Consider the following 19,582-nt stretch of genomic DNA (forward strand, 5'->3'; position numbering starts at 1 on the left):
CATGCTGACAATCCGGGCACGCTGCACCAGCCGCATGGGCAGACTTCTGCCCCGCGACCAACCATCCAACACCAATTGCTCTTCCGCTGATAATCCGATAGCCGCCGCTGTCCTGCTCACGGCCCATCATACAATACCCCATACTATAAGTCAAGATATTTAGGACGCAGTACACTAGAGGACAACGGTCGGAGCTTACTCGGGAGCAACCCGGACAGGAACCCGCGGACTTACTCGGGCCGTAACGCTCCGACCAACCCGGAGAGGAACCGGTAGAGCAACCCGTAGACTAACCCTGAGAGCAAATCGGAGGGCAACCGGTAGACCAACCCGGCGAATTCCGGTGGAGGTTCATCCGGGAATTGCGGTGGAGGTAACCCCCCTGTCTACTGTCTACTGAATCCTGTCTACTATCTGCGGGGCAATCCCCCGGGTGAGGGAGGGGACTTTCGGAAAGGCGACCTAGCGCTTTATTGTTCAAGTAGTTAGGCAACTTCCTGGCTCCACGGGCTTGTGTCCAAAGGCTAAACTTTCCGCCCGCGCGCCCGGCATGAACGCAAAGGCGGGCTTTCGCCCGCCCATGCCCTGTCTGCTGTCTACCGTTTGCTGTCTACTTGCTTCTCACCTCGTCACTACCGCCTTCTTCACGTCCCGGAAGCCGGGCGCGTCGAGACGAAGGAAGTAGATTCCGGCAGAAAGAGCACCCGAAGGTAGCCTGGCCTCGTACCGGCCCGGCGAGGTACGTCCGTCGGACAGGGAACGGACGAGTCTGCCGTCGACATCGTAAATACCGAGTGACACAGGACGCGGGACATAACCCAATTCCGCCGGGGAATTGGGATTGTGTCCCAAGTCCGGCACGTCGTAACGGACAGAGAATGCGCCTCGGGCCGGATTCGGGCTGACGGAGAGCGACCAGCGGAGCGGCACTTTCTGGGTTCCTTCCGCAACGCCGCCGCTGCTGAAGGTGATGACGCTGTCCGACATGTCCCACTGATGGCCGGGACCATACGCCATTACCACGATGCGGCCGGTGTCAGGGAGCACCGAAGGAGTTGGAACTACCCAGCGATAGACAGTGTCCGATCCCGGAAGACCAGTCACTATCGTTTGGAGATTCCACAGGGAGTCGAGCCTCAGGAACAGCGACAGCGAATCACAGCGCGGCGGCGAGTGGGTGGCCCAGCGGATTGGGACCGTGTCCCCGACTTTGTACGAACCGTGGGTTGGCGCCACGAGGTCGACCGCATCGACCTCGAATATCGATATCTTCCCGTTGCCTGCCAGCAGAAGCTCGTTGTAACCGTCGCCGTTCACGTCATAGACCGTGGTGGTCAGCGAGTTGAAGCCGGACGTGTCGTGATGGTCGTTCCTCCAGTCCCAGACCTTGCGCAGGTCGTTGTTGCCGAAGGCCTTGTACACCCTGACACTGTCGTATGTGGTCCAGATGCACTCGTCGATTCCGTCGCCGTCGATATCCCCGCCCGCGCTGGCCCGGCCCCAGTCGTCGCCCCCCGAATACGTGAGAGAATCCACCAGCGTGCGGGTGAATTGGTGGTTACTGCTCTCATCCTGGTACATGTAGAGGTACATTCTGTTCTGCGATGGAAGGAAGAACGATTCATAGAACTCGGGCCTGCCATCCCCATCTATGTCGGCCGTAGACCAGACGTCCGGGCCATTCTGAGGCCTGAGCGTGTCACGCCAGACCATCTCGTACTGGTCGCTGCCAGTGTCCTCCCAGACTTCGGCACCATACCAGCCAGTGGCAATCTCGTTCCTGCCGTCTTGGTTGAAGTCCCGGAAGCCGAAGTTATAACCTTCAAGCGAACCCGTCCACTTGAGTTGATTCTGGTTGTCGCCGACGTTTTCCCAGATATGAGTGCCAGTTGGGGTGGAAGCGATAATCCCCACGTGCGAGTCCTGACGGCGCATTAGGTCGGCTGGACCGGACCATGCGTAGTTATTCCCACACCGGTAGTACCATGATAGCGAGCAGGGGTAGCTGAAGCGGTCGGGACTTTCCAGCGTCATCACTATGTTATAGCAGAGACCGTGTCCCATCTCCTCGGTGCTTACGCACAAGATATCGGTCAGGCCGTCATTGTCGACGTCGCCGGCCGCATAAGGGATGGCATCCCGTACATCAACGCCAAGAGAGTCTTGGTACGCATCCGTATCCTCGTACACAAGCTTGAATTGGTTCCAGCCTTGAAACTCCCAAATCTGGTGACCTCTGAGCTTGTAGAAGTACATATCCGGAAGTGAGTCGCGGCCGTCATCGAAGCACACAACACGGCCATCAGCATACGGTCCTGAAGGGATTCGGGCGATACGCCTCACGCTCATGCCGGTGAGCGCCGTTGCACATCCGGCCATCAAGAGAAGTAAGCGTCGCATGATAGTATTTGGTGGGGAGTCGGTGTCCGCCTCCCCGCCATTGTGATTCTACCTCACGAGCGTCGGACGTCCAGTCAAGACTTTGCCGCCAGCAGACAGGCGCACGAAGTACACACCGTCAGGCACAGCGCGACCGCGGTTGTCGGTGCCGTCCCATCGCGCGACGTGAATGCCTCTCTGGTGAGGCCCGCTTTCCAGCCGTCGCACCAATCGGCCTGATACATCATGCACGGTGATTTCAACTGGCCCATACTGCGCAAGCTCGTAGTTGACCGAAGTCCCTATGGCGAGAGGATTCGCTCGCGACGTAGATGTTGTCGGTGGAACTCCGAAAGGCATATGGCATGGGTGCCCTGCCGGCCCCAGCGGGTCCAGTAGCAGGATTGTATCTGGCGCTGGCAAACCCGACCCGACGCTCGCGGCAAGGCATATCGCCACGGCGCAGATGGTCAGTCTCAGATTCAGTGCGTTTTTGTTTGCAGTGAGGTGACGGCCGAACAGACAATGAGCACGCTCAAGTAGCACGTTCCACCTGCCTTTCGATCTACCACTTCATGCCGCTCCGCGCCTCGCGCAACCACGCGGCGCTCATCGAGCGGAACCAATCCCCGGAAATGCACGCGGGAGTCTAGAAGGGAATGCTATATCGGTCAAGACGGCATGGAATCTGCCGGGGAGACAATCAACCCGCCGAGAATTCAGTACTTAGCGAAGGCTGTGAAACAGACCTGGCCACTTCAAGCATGCAGGCCGGGTCCTTCGGCCGCACACCTGCTCGACCATGCGAACGAACGCGAACGCACCGAATGGCTTGCCCGTTCTCAGGCACTGCTCCATGGCGAGCACAAACGTCTTGTCCTCAGGTGACTCAAGCCAGGCATGCCACGGCCCCGGCAGAGGAAGTCGGCCAAGCGTCGCAGTCAGGAGCCCGCGAGCAAGTAGACCCGAATGTTCGTCCGCGCTATTCAGCCAGAACTTGTCATCCGGCCTGGCATCACGTTCCTGCACCGATGCGATGTCCACGTATCGCAGTACCGACCTGGAGACTTCGTCCGAGAACGGGCAGCAGTTGTAAGTGCGTTGCCAGTGGGGCCCGACCTGATTGTGAATCTGATTGAACCGCCGGACGAAGGAGCGGTCCGCGTTCAGGAGGGCGAGGCTGATCGTCCGTGAGTGCGCCGGAATAACGACCAAGAGCGTCCGGTCGGCGAGGATGTTGTACCCGCAGAGCCCAATCCCGTATCTGTAGAGGCTATCACGGAGCATACCAAGGGAGATCTGTCGGTCACCGAAGTCCATGGAGGCGTGCCGGTCGTAGCGTGCCCGCTGTTCGACGAGATGGAACGCTCCTGGCACTTCGATCCGGGCGATGTGGCTCACGGTGCCTTGGCCACGTCAGCCATTGAAACGCGGGGTCGGGGATCGCGCTCTTCGCCTGACTCCAGGCAAGAGATGGCATGCCTGCGCGGGCAACCGGTGCGGTCAGGACTCACATCGCGCTCCCCACTCAGATCGAACTTCACCAAATGCGCCGAGAAGGCTGCGGCGGCGGGGAACCCATTCACCCGCCGTGATCGGCGTAGACGCCAGATTTTGACAACTCTGCACGCGATGTCAAGGAAACACTCAAGGGAACTGGGGCAGTCACCTATTACGGAGCGATGTCAAGGCGCGCAGCGCGGCCGGTGGCCGCGAGTGACCAGGTTCCAGTAACCAGTCCGTGAAGTCGGCCAACGATGCACTGTCCGACATGGGCCTCAGAGGTCAATGTCGGACGGTTTCTGCCGATCCAACGCAGACGGCCCGCGACAGGCTTGCCGCCTGCCCCGTTTCGTCTATGCTTAGCCTGTGAGCACGCAGCAGTTGCCCTCACCGAGGGAAGCCCCTCACCCTAACCTTCTCCACTCAAGCGGGGCGAGGGGGAATGTGGTGCAAGGGAGAGAGAGCAGGGAGGTCAGCGTCATCGGCGCCGGGTTGGCCGGGTGCGAGGCGGCGCTGCAGTGTGCGCGTCGCGGTGTCCCGGTGCGACTCTACGAGATGCGGCCGACGAAGATGACGGAGGCGCACCAGACCGGCGACGTGGCCGAGCTCGTCTGCTCCAACTCGCTGAAATCGGACGAGCCGGAGAATGCGCATGGTCTGCTCAAGGCGGAGTTGCGGATACTGGGTTCGGTTCTGCTTGAATGCGCTGAGCGCGCGCGGGTTCCGGGAGGCAAGGCGCTGGTGGTGGACCGGCGACTGTTCTCGACCGAGGTGCAGTCCGAGTTGTCACGCGCCGGGGTAAGCGTCGAGCGGGTCGAGGTTAGTTCATTGCCGGTCGCAGACTCGCTATACCGTCCGCGATTCGGGCTGTCCGACCCGCACCAACCCACGGTGGATCTCGGGACTGACGTTGATCGTTCATCGTTCATCGTTCATCGTTCGTCAGGACGCGCCGACGATGTTACTGTCATCGCCACTGGACCGCTGACCTCGTCACTCATGGCTGATGCGCTGCAGGCGTTGCTCGGGACGGAGCACCTGTTCTTCTACGACGCAATCGCGCCGATAGTTGAAGCGGATTCGTTGGACAGGTCTCGGGTCTTCGAGGGTTCTCGCTACGGTGCGGGATCGGACTATTTGAACTGCCCGATGACCGAAGAGGATTACGACCGGTTCATCACGGCGCTGCTGGAGGCGGAGCTGCATCCGCTGCATGAGTTTGAGGAGAACGCCTTGGGAAAACAGGGGACAGTCCCTCAGAGCGCCTGCGTCGAACTCGGCGCGGGACAGTCCCCGTTTTCCGAGACCCATGAGCAAGGACTAGGGACCAAGAACAAAGAACCCAGGACCTTCTTTGAAGGTTGTCTGCCGGTCGAGGAGATTGCACGCAGAGGCAGGCTGGCGCTGGCGTTCGGTCCGATGAAGCCGGTTGGGCTGGTTGATCCGCACACAGGTATGAGGCCATTCGCAGTGGTTCAGCTCCGGCGCGAGAACGCTGAAGGCACAATGTACAACCTGGTTGGTTTCCAGACGCGATTGAGGCAGGGAGAGCAGGAGCGCGTGTTCAGGACGATTCCGGGCCTTGAGCACGCCGCGTTCTTGCGCTTCGGCAGCATTCACCGCAACACTTTTCTCGACTCGCCGAGGCTGCTGTTGCCGACGCTGCAGGCCAGAGCAAGACCGGAATTGCTCATTGCCGGTCAGTTGACCGGCGTCGAAGGCTACGTGGAATCAATTGGTGCTGGACTGGTTGCGGGAATCAACGCAGCGCGCCTGGCCAGTGGCGGCGAGCCCCAGAAACTGCCGCGGGAGATGATGTTGGGGAGTTTGCTGGCTTGCGTCAGCGGCGGCGATTTGGCGAAGCAGGCCGAAGTGGGGACAGCCCCCGTTTCGGTGAGCTCGGCGCTCGCTGTCGGACAGTTGCGAAGCGTCGCGGATGTGTCCCCATCTTTCCAACCGATGAACGCGAACTTCGGGTTGCTGCCGCCTCTCAGTGCTGGCACAGGACACGCTCATGCCCCTCGGCTGCGAGGGCGCGACAAGCGCCGGGCGATGGCCGAACGGGCACTAGCCACAGCCCGCGAGTTTGCCTTGACTCTCGTGGATAAAAGAGGATGATTCCCCTTCACAAATAGAGAGGACATGGTTATGACTAACTTGAAGTCATTGCCCGAGAAAGCGACCGAGATGCTCGGCTGGTCTTGGCCGCAGTTCGAGACCTACTACAGCGAACTGGCCAAGCGCAAGCTGACGCAGGTGACGCTTGAGGATTTCCTGGATGACTGGACCCGGTTCCACGACCGGTTGGACGAGGTCGGGACTCGATTGAGCATCGCCAAGGACGTGAACACGGCCGACACGGAGGCCGAGCGGAAGTTCAACCGTTTCCTCGAGGAGATTTATCCGAAGTCACAGGAGGCGGAGCAGAAGCTCAAGACCAGGTTCCTCAACAGCGGACTCCAGCAGAAGGGGTTCGAGCGACCACTGCGCCGAATGCAGGCCGACGCCGCGATTTTCCGCGAGGCGAACCTGCCGCTTCAGGTCGAGGACGCCAAGCTCGGCACCGAGTACGGCAAGATTACCGGCAGCCAGACCGTGGAGTGGGATGGACAAGAGATCACGGTCACGCAGTTGCGGCCGGTCCTGATGGAGACCGACCGGGCGCGGCGCGAGAAAGCCTGGCGGTTGTCGGCAGAGCGGCAACTGAAGGACAGGGATAAGCTCAACGACTTGTGGCAGAAGTTCCTCAAGCTCAGGCTGCAAATGTCGGCCAACGCCGGTTTCGCCGACTATCGCTCGTTCCGCTGGCAGGAGATGTACCGCTTCGACTACACGCCGCAGAACTGCCGGCAGTTCCGGCTGGCGATCGAGAAGGCCGTTGTTCCCGCGGCTGCGCGCATCTACGAGCGGCGCGCAAAGCAGCTCGGACTTGCGGCCCTGAAGCCCTGGGACCAGGACGTCGACCCGCTCGGCCGCGCGCCGCTGGCGCCATTCAAGAACGGGGACGAGTTCAAGGCCGGGGTTCATTCCATCCTGACGCGGGTCGACCCGCATGTCGGCGGCTACTTCCGGACGATGATGAACGAGGGCACGCTCGACCTCGAAAACCGGAAGAACAAGGCGCCCGGGGGCTACTGTGCAACCTATGATGCCGCGAAGCTGCCGTTCATCTTCATGAACGCCGTGGGGCTGCATGGCGACGTCATGACCCTCATTCACGAGAGCGGCCACGCGACCCACAGTTTCGAGACGCGCCGCCTGCCCTGGTTCCAGCAGCGCCACGCCGGTCTCGAATTCGCCGAGGTCGCCTCGATGGGCATGGAGCTGCTGGCGACGCCGTACCTGGCAAAGTCAAAGGGCGGGTTCTATTCCGAAGAAGAGGCTGAACGTGCGCTGACCGAGAACCTTGAGAAGGACGTCCAGTTCTGGCCCTACATGGCCGTGGTCGACGGGTTCCAGCAGTGGGTGTACGAGAATCCGCAGGCCGCAATGGAGCCGGCGAACTGCGACCGGCAGTGGACTGAGCTCTGGAACCGGCTGATGACGGGCGTGGACTGGAGCGGATTCGAGGACGTGGTCGCGACCGGTTGGCATCGCAAGCTCCACATCTTCCTGGCGCCGTTCTACTATGTCGAATACGGGCTTGCCCAGCTGGGTGCGTGCCAGGTCTGGGCCAACGCTCAGAAGGACGAAGCCGCCGCAGTTGCCTCGTACCGCAAGGCGCTCGCGCTCGGCGGCACGCAGTCGTTGCCCGAGCTCTACGCGGCGGCCGGGGCGAAGTTCGCCTTCGACTCCGAAACGCTCGGCGCGGTCATCGGCCTCATCGAGGGGAGACTTGCCGCAGCCTGAGGGTCGCGGTTCAACTCAGCCAAGTCGGGCCCATAGTTCTGAAATGCCAGACATTCGATTGCGGATGCTGCCCGCGACGTTCGACTCCGGAGCGCGCCGGCGGGCGTTCTGCTGTTGCCGCTCAGGTCGGAACCAACGACTACAACGTCGCAGCCTGGGGAGAGTCCGATAATGGCGACAAGGCGTCCGCTTAACCCGTTTCGCCGCGCCGACGGGACGATCCAAGTGTCGGAGCAGTTGATAGAGGCTGCACACCAAGGGTCCGATGAGGTGCTGCGCGGACTCGGCACTTCCCCTCAGGGCCTGAGCGGTGAAGAGGCCCAACGGCGACTTGACGAGCACGGCCCGAACACGGCGGTGGAGCAGCCACATTTCCGGTACCTTCGTCTTTTCGTCCGCTGCTTGATTAACCCCCTGGTAATTCTGCTGGGCGTTCTCGCGACCATCTCCTTCGTCACCAGGGACCTGCGCGCGGGCACCGTGATGTGCGTGATGATTGCTCTGGGCGTGATTCTGAAGTTCGTCCAGGAGGCACGTGCCGATGCGGCCGCGGCCCGGCTCAAGGCGATGATCAGCATCACAACCGCGGTTCTGCGCGACGGGCAGACCCGCGAGCTGCCGGTGCGCGACCTCGTTCCCGGCGACATCGTGGTGCTCGCGGCCGGGGACATGATCCCGGCCGACGTGCGGCTGCTTACGGCCAAAGACCTGTTCGTGATTCAGAGCACGCTCACGGGCGAATCCATGCCGGTGGAGAAGGCCGAGGCGGTCGAAAACGGGTCAATCACCGCGCCGCTGGAACTGCGGAACCTCTGCTATCAGGGCACGAGCGTGGAAAGCGGCAGCGCAACGGCCGTGGTCGTGACTACCGGCCGCAAGACGTATCTGGGGTCAATGGCCAGTACCATTGTCGCCCCGCAGGCTCCTACCAGCTTTGACCGCGGCATCGGCAGGTTCACATGGCTGATGATCCGGTTCATGTTCATAATGGTGCCGGTCGTCTTCCTCATCAACGGCTTCGTCAAGCATGACTGGGGCGCTGCGTTCCTCTTCGCTCTCGCCGTGGCAGTCGGCCTGACGCCGGAGATGCTGCCGATGATTGTGACCGTCTGCCTCTCGCGGGGCTCGATCGCCATGTCCCGGCAGAAGGTAATAGTCAAGCGACTGAACTCGATCCAGAACTTCGGGGCGATGGACATCCTCTGCACCGACAAGACCGGCACGCTGACGATGGACCGTGTCGTGCTCGAGCAGCACTGCGACGTAGGGCTGAAAGAGGACGATACGGTGCTCGAGATGGCGTTTCTAAACAGCCACTTCCAGACCGGGCTCCGGAATATCCTGGACCGCGCAATTCTCAAGTACACGGAGAATCAGGCGAGCCTCCAGGTCGCCCAACTGGAGAAAGTGGACGAGATTCCCTTTGACTTCGCCCGCCGCCTGATGTCGGTCGTCGTTCGCCTCCGCAACGGCAAGAACCAGCTCATCTGCAAAGGAGCGCCCGAGGCCGTTTTCCCGCGTTGTTCATACTACGAGCTGAACGGCGAGGTCTATCCGATCGCGCCATTTCTGATTGATGATTTGAAGGAGGAGTACGAACGCCTGAGCAGCGACGGATTCCGGGTGCTGGCCGTCGCGTACCGCAACATGAACCCGCGCGCCGCCTACACCAAGGACGACGAGAACAACATGGTGTTGAAGGGCTACATGGCTTTCCTTGACCCGCCCAAGGAGTCGACACAAAGGGCGATTGAGGCGCTCAAACAGCACGGCGTTACGGTCAAAATCCTGACCGGCGACAACGACCTCGTGAGCCGCAATGTCTGCCACCAGGTAGGCATTCCCACTGACAACGTTCTACTCGGGCCGGCCGTGGAGGCAATGTCGGATGAGGAGCTGGCCGGCAAAGTCGAGGCCGTGACGCTTTTCGCCCGGTTGTCGCCGGCGCACAAACAGCGCGTGATCCGCGCGCTCCAAAGGAAGAAGCACGTCGTGGGATTCCTCGGCGACGGCATCAACGACGCCCCGGCCTTGCGCGCCGCCGACGTCGGCATCTCCGTGGATACCGCGGTGGATATTGCCCGGGAATCCGCCGATGTCATCCTGCTCGACAAGGACCTGCTCGTACTCGAGCGGGGCGTGCTCGAAGGTCGCAAGGTCTTTGCCAACATCCTGAAGTACGTGCGCATGGGCGCCAGCTCGAATTTCGGCAACATGTTCAGCGTGCTGGGTGCGAGCGCCTGGCTGCCGTTCCTGCCCATGGCGCCGATCCAGATCCTCACCAACAACCTGCTTTACGATTTCTCTCAGCTTCCCATTCCCGCCGACAACGTGGACCCCGAGCAGGTTACGCGACCCCGGCCCTGGTCGATGAGCGAGATCACGCGCTTCATCGTCCTTATCGGCCCCTGCAGTTCGATATTCGACTACACAACCTTCCTGATGATGTATTTCCTCTTCCACTGCAAGACCCTGGCGCAGGCACCAATGTTCCAGACCGGCTGGTTCGTAGAGTCGCTGCTCACCCAGACGCTCATCATCCACGTGATTCGTACGAACAAACTCCCGTTCATTGAGAGCCGTGCGAGCAATGCCCTCACGCTTACGACCCTGGCGGTGATGGCAGTCGGCGTATATCTGCCATTCTCACCGATAGCCGGGGCGTTGGGCTTCGTGCGACTGCCGCCGCTTTACTGGCCGTTGCTCGCGCTGACCCTCGTGTGCTACATTCTCCTGACGCAGGGCGTGAAGCGCCTGCTGCTCAGCAAGAAATGGATAGAGGCAGCGGCAGGGTAGCCTCGCTTTGCCGCCGACAGACCTCCGCCCGCTGCCCGTCCTCCCGACATTGTTTGACAAGCAACTGACACGGTCTAGGATTCTCGCGTGAAGCATGTGTTCCGAGGCTTGGCCGTCATCGTGGTGCTTGTCCTCCTGGCGCAGGCTTGGAATTCGCCCGTGCTCTGGAACGTCTGCAACTCCGCGGCCGTATCGGGTGGTACAATCGTGGTCGATGCGGATTGCATCGATTCCATCCGGCCGCCGGCCGGCGATTTCGCGCTGCGGGTTTTCTACTCAAGCGACAGTGAGGCGACGTGGCAGCAGGCGTCGATGGACGCGGTCGCGCAACCGGGCTACGACAGCACGTACGAGGGCAGGTTCCCCGCGCCCGCGGCGGGAATGGTCTATTACTACGTGCGTGCGGACAACGGCACCAACTACGGCACCGAGTCACCGGTGAACACTGCCGACGCCTGGCCCGTGCCCGACAACCTGCTGGCCGAGACGGCACTGGAAGGAACCGGGGACACCATGAACAACCCGGACGGCGAGTGGCTTGACCTGACCAGTTGCGCCATGGGGTACTCGGCCGGCTACATCTACGCCCGGCTAACCAACCACTACACGTCCTGGCCGACCAGCGGCGGGCTGTTCGGGCCCTGGTACGTCTACTCGGCAGGTTTCTGGAACTCCGAGGCCTCGACCCGCGACACGCTCGGTTACACGATGACCCATGTTAACGTCCTGTCCTACACCGACGGACTCTACGAGCTCAATCGCTACGAGAGCACCTACACGCGGATCGGCGACATCGACATCCAGACCTCGGGCAACCGGCTGATCATGCGCTGCAAGATATCCGACCTCGCCGCACGGCCCGGATTCCAGCCGTGGCCCAACCAGTGCGGGTATCTTTGCGGTGCCAAGGGCGACGCCCGCACCGCCAATCTGTCACTGCAGAGCAAGGATAACGACACAACCAACGCAGCCCGCTTCTACATCAACCGCACGCCTCGCCTGGTCGTCGGGCAGAACAAGCCGCCGGCCCTGACCAACTCGCGGGTGATACCCCAGAGCGGTCCGTTGGGAACCGCGTTCTGGTTCTCGACCCGCTACTCGGACGCGGACTCCAACCTGCCGGTGCTGCACGCGGTGGTCATTGATGGCGAGACGATAGCACTCAAGCCGACCCATCACCAATACTGGGGCCCGGACGTGTTCGACTGCCACGACAGCGGCTTTGCGGTTGGCCCGCACCATTTCCAGTTCGTGTTCAGCGACGGCGCAGCCCTCGTCGCAAGCACGCCGGACACGTTCCTCGTGACCGCCGGTGCGGTTGCTGAAGTCGAGAAGTCCGGCTCGGCGCGTTTCTCGGTCGAGCCAAACCCGTTCCACGGCACGACCGTGGTGAGCATGGCGGGCTCTCAACCGCGGACACTGGCCATCTGCGATGTCCAGGGACGGACAATCCGCTCGATACCGGCCCGGTCCCCGGCTCTTCAATTGGACCTGCGGTCGTTTCCAGCCGGAGTCTACTTCCTGCGCGCGGACGGCTCGTCCCAGCGCCGGCTGCTGGTGAAACTCGGCCGGTAAACGCGAGCCGATCCCGCTTGACTTCGGCCGATTCCGGCCGAAAATCGCTTGACGGGCAAGCATAGTAGCGGATGCTTATTAAGAAAGGAGTGAACCCATGATCAAAGAGTTCAAAGAGTTCATCATGCGCGGGAACGTGATGGACATGGCCGTCGGTATCATCATCGGCGCCGCGTTCGGTACGATCGTCAGCTCGCTGGTGAACGACGTCATCATGCCGCCCATCGGTCTGCTGTTGGGCAAGGTCGACTTCTCGAACATGTTCGCCGTACTCAAGCAGGGCGCGACACCGGGTCCGTACGCCTCGGTGGCAGCAGCCAAGGCGGCGGGAGCGGTAACGCTCAACTTCGGCGTGTTCGTCAACACCATCATAAATTTCGTCATCGTCGGCTTCGCCATCTTCATGTTGGTCAAAGGCGTCAATCAACTCAAGCGGCCCAAGCCGGCCCCGGCCGCCGCGCCGACCACGAAGGACTGTCCGCACTGCTTCTCGTCGATACCCATCAAGGCGACGCGCTGCCCGAACTGCACGTCTGAACTGACGGCATAGCGTCCGAACCCGCCGGATAGGAGAAGACATGACCCGTATAGGGATAGCGTTGGCTCTTGTGGCGACCCTGGCTGCGGCCACGCCCTGGAACCTCGCGGCCGACGCCAACCTGACGCTCAACCAGAACGCCTACACCAACAACTGGGGCGGCGGCGCGACCGGCCTGCTTGCCTATGCCCTCAACTCCAACTCGCTGGCCGAGAAGCAGCTCAACTCGAAGATGAACACCCGAAGTACCCTGAAGCTCGCTTTCGGCCAGACCTCGACCCAGGATACGTCTGGTAACTGGGGCGCGCTGGTGAAGTCGACCGACGAGATTGACCTCGAATCGGTGCTCCGTTTCACCCTCGGCTTCGTCGTGGACCCCTTCGCAAGCGCCGAGGTCCAGAGCCAGTTCTGGGACAAGAGCGACGCGACTCTGAGCCGATACTTCAATCCAATGGACCTGAACGAAGGGCTCGGTCTCGCCCGGCAGATTGTGAAACACGATAAGACCGAACTCGTGAGCCGGCTCGGTTTCGGCCTCAAACAGAAGTTCGACCGCCAGGCGCTGGTGGTGGATACTTTTGGCCTGGTAGCAGATCGCGAGAACCGCAGCAGCAACTACGGCGGTATTACCTTCGCGACTGACTTCACAACGCCGCTGGCGCAGGAGAAGATTCTCTACACCAGCAAGCTGACCTTGTTCCAGGCCCTGTTCTACTCCGAGGCGTCCATGCACACGGGCTCCACTGCCGATTACTGGAAGGCGCTCGACGTCGGCTGGGAGAACGTCTTCGCCGTCAGCGTTACCAAGGTGCTGATGGTCAACCTCGACGCGCAGTTGCTGTATGACAAGGAGATAGACACGAAGGTCCGTCTCAAGGAAACGCTGGCGCTGGGACTGACCTGCAAGCTCATCTAGATTCGCGCGCACGGGAAACGTCATGTGGCGGGGGTTCTCCCCGCCGCTTTGTTGGGCAGTGCCTTCGCGCGTATGTTGGCAGAATGACCAATTCTCAAGCCCCAATTCCCAATCAAGCCCCAGTACTCAATGACGAGCTTCAGCCCTCCTGCCCGGTCACTCGTGCTTGAATGGTCATTGGTGCTTGGTCATTGGGACTTCAGGCGGGCCTGCGATTCTTGCCGGGCGTCCTGCCTGTCGCTATGATAAGGAAATGAAAGGCAGAATCGAGCTGGAGCTGCACGAGCCGAATCAGCTCTTTAACTCGATGGACCCGTCGCCATTCGTCGACCGGGACCTCGACGGCGACGCCGAAGAGTTCATCCTCAATTGGGCGCAGGAGTATGCGCACCGGGACCCGCTGTCACTGACCATCCACCTTGAGCACATGCCGGCCGAGAACCCGACCGCATGGATGGCCGAGGCCGTGCACAACTTCTTCGGGTACCGGGCCAGACTGAACCGGCTCGCGTTCCGACGCCTGATGGACGACGGCCGAACCAGCCTGATGGTGGGGCTTGCGTTTCTCGCCGGCTGCCTCGCTATCCGCAACCTGGTGCTCGGCCACACGGCCGGCGCCTGGGCCGCGCTCCTGCGTGAGATTCTGACCGTCGCCGGCTGGGTTGCGATGTGGCGGCCGGTTCAGATCTACCTCCACGAATGGTGGCCGCTGTGGCGCAGAGGTCGGGTGCTTACGCGGCTGAGCAAGATGCCGGTCGAGGTCGTCCAGAAGAAACCCGGGACCGCGTTTGCGGCTCCCGGCGAGCTACCGAAGTGAAGAGGCTCACATGGGGGCCGCGCTTCTGGTTTGTCGTCTCGGCAGTGCTGGCGCTGGCACTCGACCAGGTCTCGAAATGGTTGGTCCGCGCGCACTTGACCCCACACGTACCGCAACGCGTCTTTGGCGAGACGCTCAGGTTCATCCTGACCAACAACGAGCACGGTCTGTTTGGAATTTCCTACGGCGCGCCCTGGATGCACTACGCGCTGCCGCTGGTGGTCGTCGTCCTAGTGATTTACCTTGCGTGGCGCAGTCCCGACCGATGGACCGGCATCGGGCTCGGGCTGGTGCTCGGCGGCGGCGTCAGCAACAACCTGATTGACCGGGTGCGCTTTGGGTCGGTCGTAGACTTCATTGACATGGGCACGCGGACCTGGCGCTGGTACACGTACAACCTCGCCGATGCATTTGCGGTGGCCGGGGTTATCATGATCCTCACGCACGAATTCCTCGGTTGGGGCAGGCGCAAGCCCGCCGCAACTGCCGATTCGAAGGCAGGCAAACCGTCGCCGCCAGGTCCCGGGTAGGGCTGGTCGTAGGTAGTGAGCGTCGGAAAGGAGAGCGAATGAAACAAGAGAGCGTGATGAGGTTCGTTCAGCAGCGTTGGTCCGTGCGGGTGATAGGGCTTTCAGTCGTTTTCGTGCTGGTGATAGCAGGGTTGACGTGCCACAAGGCTTCGAGTGGCTGGGATAGCTTCGACGAGAACACGATCGAGCAGGACCTGGCCGTCGTCGATTCGGCAAACGTCGTCTACTGGGCACAACTGGCCGCCGGCCACCGTGACTCGGCGGTGCTGCAGGCGCAGGCGGTGTTGTTCGCCCACCCGGGCACTGACACTGTGCAGGTCGCGCCGGACAGCACGGTCTGGGTCTTCTTCGCCAACGGCCTTGAGACCGGTCTGGGTGAACTGGCTGGGGATTCGACCTCCGCGCGTGGCGGAACTCCGGGTTCGAACGCGCAGCCGGTCAAGATTGCTTCCGGGACGCCCGGCGGCGACATCTATCGGGCCGCGACATTCGTCGTGCCGTTCAGCGATGAACTGCTGGGCACGGAGGAGGCTGCCGATACCGTCAGCAGACGGCTTGAGCGACTCCGAAACTGGGGTTCTACCAGCACTTATCTTGACACGTTCGTCACGGTTGAGAATGCCCGTGCCCTGATTCATGGTCAGTCTCCGGTGCTCTTCTGGGCCGGACACGGAATGCTGTTGCCCGTCGAAAGAGGCGGCAGGTTGTGCACCGAAGGACTCCTGACCGGCAAGCCGTACAGCCGGGTCGAACTGGCCAAGGCCGCAGCGAACGAGTACAGAAGCTATCTTCATCCGGGCCAGGGGAAGCCACGGCAGGCCGCCGCGTTTCACAGCAAGGTGTGGGGCGAGGGCTACATGGTCATCCTGCCTCCGTTCATCCGCGCCTACGGCGACTTCAGCGCCTGGAACCTGTCCGGCAACTACAACTACACCAAGACCATCGTCTACCTCGACTGCTGCTGCAGCGCCTGTGGAGAAGCGAATGGCTCGCACTCGGATCTGATTCAGTCGTTCCTGGATGTCGGAGCTGACCTGGTCTGCGGTTGGGACTGGTCGGTTCATGACGGATTCGCGGAAAACCTCGATACCATGTTCTTCAATCGTCTGTGCGACACGTTTCTGCCGAAAGAGGCCGAGAGGGCTCTGGGTAACACGACCGATCCGGTTCCGATCGGGCCGAGGTGCGCGACACTCAAGGTAACGGGGGACACGTTGGTCATGGTCGAACCCGTCCTGCTGGCCCAGAAGAACGGTGCGCTCTGGCGCGCCGACCAGGTGATAGTCGAAAGCACGGCCAGATTCCTTAACGCCCGTGGCGACCTGTACACCCAGAGCGGGAATTACTACGCCAGCCTGTACGTCCTCTTCCCACCTGCGGCGCGCACATACGACCCGACGATCGACAGCGCGTCCATCGAATGGGATGACCAGAGTACCATGCGGGACTACCGGGTTCAGAGAGGCGATAAGGGCGTGAGCGGTGTCATCAAGATTGACCAGTTGGGAAGCCATGTCATCATGGGTACTTTTTCGGGAACGCTCGGCTGGTGGTCGGCGGAGCACGACCCTACGAAGGACCCGCCCGACGACGTCGTCGAGCTGACCGACGGTAGGATCAAGTTCACCGGCAAGATGCAGGTGAGCAAGTGAGGCTGCGGACTTCCGTGGTCGGCAACACGCGCTGGTACACGTACAACCTCGCCGATGCATTTGCGGTGGCCGGGGTTATCATGATCCTCGCGCACGGATTTCTCGGCTGGGGCCGGGCCAAGTCCCCGGCTGCGACGTCTTCGCAGGCTACACGTCCGGATGACGATTCATCTGCGTGATTCTCGGATACTCCTCTCCGAATCCCCAATTCTGGATTCTGGTTTCTGCGTTCTGAATTCTGACTTGTCCGGGCATCAATGCCGGGCCCGATAGTCATCGTCGCGCCCGACCCGTGCTGGCCGCAGTGGTTCAACGAAGAAAGCGTGCTCGTTCGCGCCGCCTTGGGCAAGAGCCTGCTCGGCCTCGAACACGTCGGCAGCACCTCGGTGCCCGGCCTCGGCGCCAAGCCGACGATCGACATGGCGGCGGGCCTCACCGGCAGGGACGAAGCGGAAGCGGTCCTGCCCGCCCTGGCGCAAATCGGCTACCACGACGTTTCGCCTGAGACTGATGACGCGGACTGGTACTACTGCATCGGAAAGACCAGTGGTTCCGGCCGCCATTTCCATCTGCACCTCGTCCGTCACGAGAGCGGGTGCTGGTGCCGACGCATCGCCTTCCGGGACTTCCTGCGTGGCGACGCGGCCGCGGCCGGCGAGTACTTTGAGCTCAAGAAGTCACTCGCGGCGCGCTTCCCGGAAGAGCGGATTAAGTACTGCGTGGCTAAGACCGCGTTCGTCCAGTGGGTCGAGGTACAGGCTGCGGGAGTAGACATTACTCAAATGGTTGAGTCCGACATCGCCGCCATCGCCCGCGCATTCGAGCGCTGGAACAAGACCGTGCAGCAGTATGAGCAGTACTACGTCCAACAGCAGCGTGGCGAACGGGATGTGCTCGTGGCGAAGCTTGCCGGTGCGGTGGTAGGGTATACGACGCTCCTGATTTCCTCCGGGTATCTGCCTTTCCGTGAGCAGCGGATACCGGAGATCGCCGACCTGAACGTCATCGGCGAGCACAGGCGCCGAGGCATCGGTTCAGCGCTCATCTACGCGGCGGAACGGTTGGCGCGGCTGCGCGGATGCTCCGCAGTCGGCATCGGCGTCGAGCAATCGCCTGAGTACGCGCCCGCTAGCCGCCTGTACCCGCAACTCGGCTTTGAGCCTGACGGCTGCGGCATAACAGCTTCCGACAACGAACTCCATCTTCTGATGCCGCTTCGTTGACCTCTCGAGCACGACTTCATCGACCGCCGTTGCCGGAGTCATCATGATCCTCGCGCACGGATTTCTCGGCTGGGGCAAGCAGAAGCCCGCCGCAACTGCCGATTCGAAGGCAGCCACGCCGCCCAGTTCCGGGCAGAACTGACCTCAGGCCGAACGCGACAGCAGAGTAGCTGAGAAACCCGTGTCGCGACGCGGGCTTGGCTTACCTCGCTATTACGACTCTGCGCACGGCTTGTGCTTGATCCTGCGCTTGGGCCTCTTTCACAAAGTACACACCGGGTGCGAGCTGACCGACGTCATTCGCGCCCGGGTTCAGATCCAGCAACCTCCGACCCTCAATGTCGAGCAGGCTTGTGGCCTGCGGCTTGCGGCTTGAGGTTTCCGGCAGGAACAGGACTCCGCGAACGATGGTCGGGCCCGGACTCGGCGTTCCGCGCTCATCGTTCATCGTTTCCTCAACTCCTGCCGGCATGCTGTCCCGCAGGACCGCGACCATCCCTTGTTCCTTGTCGGCGACATAGACCCGGTTCTGCACCGGGTTCCAAGTGAAAGCGCAAGGAGCGGGGGATTCGCCGTTGAGGTGGATTGTGCGAAGCACCTGTTCGGTCGCGCAATCGACAATGGTCACTTCGCCAAGGGATTTGTCGGCGCAGTAGAGCTTGTTGTTAATCCGGTTGTGGCAGAGTGCGACCGCCCCGGGCACCGTGGCAATCGTAGCAGGCACATTGTTGCTCGCGCCGTCAATCACGGTCACCGTGGTGTCGCCGGTGTTTGCGCAGTAGACCTTGTTGTCGGCCGAGTCGCAGGCGAGTGCCGCGGGTGCATATCCCGTGGCGACCGTGGTGATCACAGAGTTGCTGCCGCCGCCAATCACGGTCACCGTATTGTCACCGGCGTTCACGCAATAGACCTTGTCGCTATGCGGGTTCCAGCATAGCCCGCTGGGAATCCCGCCCACGGGAATCGTGGCGATGACGTTGTTGCTCGCACCGTCAATCACGTACGCGCTGTCGGTCGAGGTGCTGACGCAATATACCTTGTTGTCGGTCCGGTTGAAGCCGATGACTTCGGGCCACATCCCCACCACGTCGGTAGCGACCACGTGGTCGTTCGCGCCGTTAATCACGCTCACGGACGAGCTTCCGGAGTTTGCGCAATAGACCTTGTTGCCGGTCGGATTGTAGCAAACGGCCCAGGGATAGTTCCCGACAATCACCGCGGTAATCACCGAGTCGCCCGCGCCGTCAATCACGCTCAGTGTCGTGTCGCCGTAGTTCACGACGTAGACCTTGTTGTTGGTCGAGTTGTAGCAGAGGTCGCGAGGACCGCTTCCGACAGGCACCGTGGCGAGCACGTGGTTGGCCGGGCCGTCGATTATGGTCACCGTGTTGTCGCCGCTGTTGGCGCAGTAGACCTTGTTGTTGATCGAATTGTAGCAGAGCGCGCAAGCCCCGGCTCCGGCCGGAAGCGAATCTTCAAGCCACTGCGCCCGGAGTGTGCCGACAGTCGCTGAACACAGAGTCAGGACAATGAGCAGAGACAGTCTCATGTTGCTTCCTTTCATCAGAGCGGTACCGTTCCAAGAAACGTTAGTGCCCCGGTATGGGGAAGTCAAGGCGGAAGGACAGCCGGAAAACCGCAACAGAGCCGCCAGGAGCGCCGGCGCTACGAACTGCATTCTGACTTCTGGTTTCTGACCTCTGAATTCTGAGCTGTTCAATATCTCCTGCCTGTGCGTCTCATTGACGTCCTTTTCGACCGGTATAGAATTCGCTCGTGTCAATGTCTGCGGTTGATCGCGACG

General features: G+C 61.5%; 14 protein-coding genes. 11 read left to right on the forward strand and 3 right to left on the reverse strand.

The window, feature by feature from the left end:
• Nucleotides 1-621 precede the first annotated feature (621 nt).
• Nucleotides 622-2,349, reverse strand: coding sequence for an FG-GAP-like repeat-containing protein (locus VMH22_14865; GenBank protein ID HTW92971.1), 1,728 nt, complete (start codon nucleotides 2,347-2,349; stop codon nucleotides 622-624).
• A 756-nt stretch (nucleotides 2,350-3,105) separates the two neighbouring features.
• Nucleotides 3,106-3,780, reverse strand: a complete 675-nt coding sequence (locus VMH22_14870) for a hypothetical protein (protein ID HTW92972.1) — start codon at nucleotides 3,778-3,780, stop codon at nucleotides 3,106-3,108.
• Between the two features lie 549 nt (nucleotides 3,781-4,329).
• Between VMH22_14870 and trmFO the strand changes: the two genes are divergently transcribed.
• The 11 genes from trmFO (at nucleotide 4,330) to VMH22_14925 (ending at nucleotide 17,778) form a co-directional block, all read left to right on the forward strand.
• Nucleotides 4,330-6,000 (forward strand): methylenetetrahydrofolate--tRNA-(uracil(54)-C(5))-methyltransferase (FADH(2)-oxidizing) TrmFO, encoded by a 1,671-nt coding sequence (trmFO, locus tag VMH22_14875; protein HTW92973.1) that lies wholly within the window; start codon nucleotides 4,330-4,332, stop codon nucleotides 5,998-6,000.
• 30 nt (nucleotides 6,001-6,030) lie between these two features.
• The gene (locus VMH22_14880; GenBank protein HTW92974.1) at nucleotides 6,031-7,731 is read left to right on the forward strand and encodes a M3 family oligoendopeptidase; all 1,701 of its coding nucleotides are present in this window, start codon (nucleotides 6,031-6,033) and stop codon (nucleotides 7,729-7,731) included.
• A 171-nt stretch (nucleotides 7,732-7,902) separates the two neighbouring features.
• A complete protein-coding gene (gene mgtA, locus VMH22_14885) occupies nucleotides 7,903-10,527 on the forward strand; it encodes a magnesium-translocating P-type ATPase (GenBank protein ID HTW92975.1) in 2,625 nt (874 codons plus the stop codon).
• Nucleotides 10,528-10,614: 87 nt separating this feature from the next.
• Nucleotides 10,615-12,102, forward strand: a complete 1,488-nt coding sequence (locus VMH22_14890) for a T9SS type A sorting domain-containing protein (protein ID HTW92976.1) — start codon at nucleotides 10,615-10,617, stop codon at nucleotides 12,100-12,102.
• A 97-nt stretch (nucleotides 12,103-12,199) separates the two neighbouring features.
• Nucleotides 12,200-12,652, forward strand: a complete 453-nt coding sequence (gene mscL / locus VMH22_14895) for a large conductance mechanosensitive channel protein MscL (GenBank protein HTW92977.1) — start codon at nucleotides 12,200-12,202, stop codon at nucleotides 12,650-12,652.
• Nucleotides 12,653-12,680: 28 nt separating this feature from the next.
• A complete protein-coding gene (locus VMH22_14900) occupies nucleotides 12,681-13,556 on the forward strand; it encodes a DUF3078 domain-containing protein (protein HTW92978.1) in 876 nt (291 codons plus the stop codon).
• 253 nt (nucleotides 13,557-13,809) lie between these two features.
• Entirely contained in the window at nucleotides 13,810-14,373 is a 564-nt protein-coding gene (locus tag VMH22_14905; GenBank protein HTW92979.1) for a hypothetical protein, read from the forward strand.
• Nucleotides 14,370-14,903 (forward strand): signal peptidase II, encoded by a 534-nt coding sequence (gene lspA / locus VMH22_14910; GenBank protein ID HTW92980.1) that lies wholly within the window; start codon nucleotides 14,370-14,372, stop codon nucleotides 14,901-14,903. The genes VMH22_14905 and lspA overlap by 4 nt, the downstream gene beginning before the upstream one ends.
• A 38-nt stretch (nucleotides 14,904-14,941) precedes the next feature.
• A complete protein-coding gene (locus tag VMH22_14915; protein ID HTW92981.1) occupies nucleotides 14,942-16,555 on the forward strand; it encodes a hypothetical protein in 1,614 nt (537 codons plus the stop codon).
• Complete coding sequence (locus VMH22_14920; GenBank protein ID HTW92982.1) at nucleotides 16,552-16,734, forward strand: hypothetical protein; 183 nt, start codon at nucleotides 16,552-16,554, stop codon at nucleotides 16,732-16,734. The genes VMH22_14915 and VMH22_14920 overlap by 4 nt, the downstream gene beginning before the upstream one ends.
• 78 nt (nucleotides 16,735-16,812) lie before the next feature.
• Nucleotides 16,813-17,778, forward strand: a complete 966-nt coding sequence (locus VMH22_14925; GenBank protein ID HTW92983.1) for a GNAT family N-acetyltransferase — start codon at nucleotides 16,813-16,815, stop codon at nucleotides 17,776-17,778.
• 202 nt (nucleotides 17,779-17,980) lie between these two features.
• Here the strand turns inward: VMH22_14925 and VMH22_14930 are convergent, their stop codons facing one another.
• Nucleotides 17,981-19,327: a YncE family protein gene (locus VMH22_14930; GenBank protein HTW92984.1), complete on the reverse strand. Its 1,347-nt coding sequence runs from the start codon at nucleotides 19,325-19,327 to the stop codon at nucleotides 17,981-17,983.
• Nucleotides 19,328-19,582 lie beyond the last annotated feature (255 nt).

The organism is bacterium (assembly GCA_035505375.1).
In the GTDB taxonomy this organism is placed as follows: Bacteria; Hydrothermota; Tepidihabitantia; order Tepidihabitantales; family Tepidihabitantaceae; genus UBA2258.